Here is a 4,203-nt window from a genome sequence, read left to right as displayed (position 1 = left end):
CCGCAGCCGGCCCCGGAACTTGTTCACGATGAAACCCGCCACCAGTGCCTGGTCCTCGCTCGACAGCAGCGCGACGGTCCCGAAGAACGCCGCGAAGACCCCGCCACGGTCCACGTCGCCGACGACAACAACCGGCAGGCCGGCGTGGCGAGCCAGGCCCATGTTCACGTAATCGCCGGCGCGCAGGTTGATCTCGGTCGGGCTGCCCGCACCCTCGGCAACGATCACGTCATAGCGCGCGGCGAGGTCGTCGTAGGCGCTGTGCGCTGCCTGCGCCAGCGCTGCGCGACCGTGCATCCAGTTCACCGACGACAGGCTCCCCCACGGCCGTCCCATGAGCACCACATGACTTTGCTGGTCGCTGCCGGGCTTGAGCAGGACCGGGTTCATCGCCGGCTCCGGCTCGACTCGCGCAGCACGGGCCTGAATCCATTGTGCCCGACCGATTTCCGTCGTTGCCCCCTCGGCACTGACACACACCATGGAGTTGTTCGACATGTTCTGCGCCTTGTATGGCGCCACCCGCACCCCGCGTCGGGCCAGCGCCCGGCACACTCCGGTGCTCACCACAGTCTTCCCAGCGTCGCTGGTGGTTCCAGCGATCAGGATGCCCGCCATCAGGTACGCCGCACCACGAGTACGTCCACTGCGTCCTCGCCCGTCCGCAGCGCGCCCGCGACCCCGCGCCGAGGCGCCCCACCGATCCCGAGCATCCAGACGTCCACCGATCCTCCAGGTCGCCTTCTACGTTGCACTAAGCCTGCCGCAGCGCCGCCATGGTCTTCGGGTCGGGGTCCACACCACGACGGCGGCCGCCCGGTCACGGCACGGCATGCAACAATGTCGCCGGTAAGGCGATGACGATTGAGGAAGCCAGTGCAAATCCGGCGCGGTCCCGCCACTGTCATCGGGGAGCGACCCTCATCAGCCACGGCCCGCCAGTTGCGGGGTTGGAAGGCGAGGCGAGCGGCGATCCGAGAGCCAGGAGACTCACGTCAACGCGTCCTGCGTACCGGGGCGGTGTACCCCGAGGAAGCTGACTGGCGCCCATGTACCGTGCGCTGCGGGTAGCTCCTGCGCTACTGGTGGCACTGGCCACCACGTTGGCCGGCTGCTCGGGCGAACCCACCTCCTCCCGGACACCGCAGACACGCGCCGGCTGCATCACCGACTTCGATCCGGGCGCCGATTACTTTCCGGACAAGTCGACGCTGACCGAGGCCACCAACGTGGCCATCGAATACCACCGCAGCTACCAGATCCTGACCGTCACGCAGCCCTATCCCGGCGGCAAGCCGCAACGCTACGTGCTGGTGCGCTGCGGCGCGCCCGCGCCGCAGCTCACCGGCGAACTCGCTCACGCCCAGCAGATCACCGTGCCGGTGCGCAGCCTGTATTCCGGCTCGACGACACATCTGGCGATGATCGCCGAACTCGGCCAAACCGGCGTGGTCACCGGGGTGGCGAGCCCGGCCGCGGTGGCCGACCCGCGGCTGCGCGCTCGCATCGCGGCCGGCGAGGTCGCCGGCTATGCCCCCGGCGGGCAGATCAACACCGAAAGCGTGATCGGCGCCGCCCCGGACCTGGTGGTCACCGGCGGCATCGACGATCCCGGCTACGCCACGCTGCGTGCGGCCGGTATCCCGGTGGTCGCCGACGCCGAATGGCTGGAACCCACCCCGCTGGGCCGGGCCGAGTGGATCAAGATGTTCGCCGCGCTGACCGGGACCGAACGTCAGGCGGGCCAGGTTTATGAGTCCATCCGTGACGGCTACCGTTCCTGGGCGGCGCGGGCGGCAGCCGTCGAACCCGTCGAGGTCCTGGTCGGCACCATGTACTCCGGCAGCTGGTCGATGCCCACCGGCGACAGCTACGCGGGGCGTCTGATCGCCGACGCGGGCGGGTCCTACCCGTGGTTGTCCGACACCGGCGCCCAGAGCCGCCGACTGAACTTCGAGTCGGTCTACGCCCGGGCGGGGACCGCGCCGCTGTGGCTGGTCACCGACGACTGGCGGACCCTCGCGGACGCGGTGGCCCTCGACAGCAGATACGGCGAGCTCAGCGCGTTGCGAACCGGTCAGGTGTGGTCGGCGACCAAGGCGGTGTCCCCCGGTGGCGGCAACACCTACTGGGAACGGGGAGCCGCCCGGCCGGATCTGCTGCTCGGTGACCTGATTGCGATCCTGCACCCGGGCCTCGCCGAGCAGCACGACTTCGAGTTCTACCGGCGGGTGCAGCCGTGAGGCCGCGCGTCGCGGCGGTGCTGGCCGCTCTCGCCGCCGTAGTGCTACTGCTGGTCCTGCTGGGCCTGGCACTGGGCCCGGTGCGGGTGCCGCTGCCTGACACGGTTCGGGTGCTGGTGGGTGCGCAGCCCTCCGATCCGCGCTGGCAGGTGATCGTGGGCAACATGCGGTTGCCGCGGGTGCTCACCGCGCTGGCCGCCGGCTCCGCACTCGGGGTCGCCGGCCTGCAGCTGCAGACCCTGTTCCGCAACACCCTGGCCGATCCCTACATCCTCGGCGTGAGCTCGGGAGCCAGCCTGGGAGTCGCGTGGGTGGTGCTGGCCGCCGGCGCGGCCGGCGGTGGATTCACCACCGCCCTGGCCGGTGCCGGTCGTGCGGCGCAGGTGCTGGCCGCAGCGCTGGGGGCCGCGGCGATGCTCACCCTGGTACTGGTGCTGTCCCGGTGGACCAGCTCGGCGGCGACGCTGCTGCTGATCGGCGTGATGGTCGGCGCGGCCAGCACCGCGCTGGTGAGTCTGGCGCTGGTGTACTCCGATCCGCAGCGGGTGCAGCAGTACCTGCTGTGGGGCCTGGGCAGCTTCGCCGCAACAAGCTGGTCCGACCTGCGGTTGCTGCTGCCGCTGGTGGCCGTCGGGCTGGTGACCGCGGCGCTGACGGTCCGGCCGCTCAATGCCCTGCTGCTCGGCGAGGGTTACGCGGCGACCATGGGCATCGATGTCCGGCGGGCCCGGGTGGTGACGGTGGCCTCGGCGTCGCTGCTGGCGGGGGTGACCACCGCATTCTGCGGGCCGGTCGCGTTCCTCGGGCTGGTGGTGCCGCACGTCGCCCGGATCGTGATGGGCACCTCCGACCACCGGGTGGTGGTGCCGGCGGTGACCCTGCTGGGCGCTGCCGCCGCGCTGGCCTGCGGCATCGTCAGTCAGGCGCCGGGCAGCGACGTGGTGATCCCGATCAACGCGGTCACCGCGCTGATCGGAGCACCGTTGGTGATCGCGGTGCTGTTGCGGGCCCGCCGCGGAGCGGGGTTGCCGGCATGACGGGCCCGGGCGCCGCACCGGCGGTCGAGCTCGACGGCCTGGCGATCGGTTACCGCCGGCGGCGCCGATCGGTGACGGTGGCGGCCGGGCTGACCGCACGCGCGCGCCGCGGTGAGCTGACCGTGCTGATCGGACCCAACGGCGCGGGCAAGTCCACCCTGATCCGCACGCTGGCGGGTCTGCAGCCGGCCCTGGGCGGACGTGTCCTGCTGGACGGCGCCGAGCTGACCGCGCTGCCCCGCGACGAGCTGGCCCGCCGGGTGGCGGTGGTGCTGACCGGGCGGGGGGATCCCGGTCTGTTGTCGGCGCGGGAACTGGTCGGACTCGGCCGCATTCCGCATCTGGGCTTGGGCGCCCGGCTGCGCCCGGCCGACGAGCAGATCGTCGACTGGGCGCTGACGGCGACCGGCGCGCAGCATCTGGCGGCGCGACCGGCCGCCGAACTGTCCGACGGCGAATGCCAGCGCGTCCTGACCGCGCGGGCGCTCGCCCAACAGCCGGGTCTGCTGATCCTCGACGAGCCGACCGCATTCCTGGACGTGTCCTCGCGGGCCGCGCTGTTCGGCCTGCTGCGTGAGCTGGCCCGCGAGCAGCAGATGGCGGTGGTGCTCAGCACCCATGACCTGGAGTTGGCGCTGCGGGTGGCCGACCGGGTGTGGCTGATGGATCCGGCGGGCACCTGCGTGGATACCGTCGGCGAGGAGCTGATGTTGTCCGGGCGCATCGGCGAGATGTTCGGCAACGACACGTTGCGTTTCGACCCGGGCAGCGGGATGTTCGAGCTCGACACCCGCGCCGGCGACCGCCGCGTGCGCACCGCGCGAGTCGATGCCGCCGAACCGCTGCGTTCGGCCCTGTACCGGGTACTGGCCCGGGAGGGTTTCGGCCCCCCGGACAACCGCGACGCTGTCTCTTATACACAT

4 protein-coding genes and 1 riboswitch are annotated in these 4,203 nt (G+C 71.5%); of the genes, 3 read left to right on the top strand and 1 reads right to left on the bottom strand.

What is annotated here, in order from left to right; genetic code table 11:
* Positions 1-618: cobyric acid synthase (locus tag LI92_RS20100; protein WP_046322032.1), on the bottom strand; the 618-nt coding region annotated here is incomplete at its 3' end.
* Between the two features lie 206 nt (positions 619-824).
* A riboswitch (cobalamin riboswitch) is annotated at positions 825-1,011 on the top strand.
* Positions 1,012-1,049: 38 nt separating this feature from the next.
* Between LI92_RS20100 and LI92_RS20095 the strand changes: the two genes are divergently transcribed.
* The 3 genes from LI92_RS20095 to LI92_RS20085 all read left to right on the top strand — a co-directional run.
* Entirely contained in the window at positions 1,050-2,243 is a 1,194-nt protein-coding gene (locus tag LI92_RS20095) for an ABC transporter substrate-binding protein (RefSeq protein ID WP_046322031.1), read from the top strand.
* On the top strand, positions 2,240-3,280 hold the full coding sequence (locus tag LI92_RS20090) for a FecCD family ABC transporter permease (RefSeq protein ID WP_046322030.1): 1,041 nt from the start codon (positions 2,240-2,242) through the stop codon (positions 3,278-3,280). The genes LI92_RS20095 and LI92_RS20090 overlap by 4 nt, the downstream gene beginning before the upstream one ends.
* Positions 3,277-4,203, top strand: a 927-nt coding sequence (locus tag LI92_RS20085) for an ABC transporter ATP-binding protein (RefSeq protein ID WP_046322029.1), incomplete at its 3' end; no start/stop codon positions are given. The genes LI92_RS20090 and LI92_RS20085, both read left to right, overlap by 4 nt.

It is taken from the genome of Mycobacterium sp. UM_Kg1, assembly GCF_000972925.1.
Lineage (GTDB): Bacteria > Actinomycetota > Actinomycetes > Mycobacteriales > Mycobacteriaceae > Mycobacterium > Mycobacterium hiberniae.
This window is presented reverse-complemented; position numbering and strand designations above follow the sequence as displayed.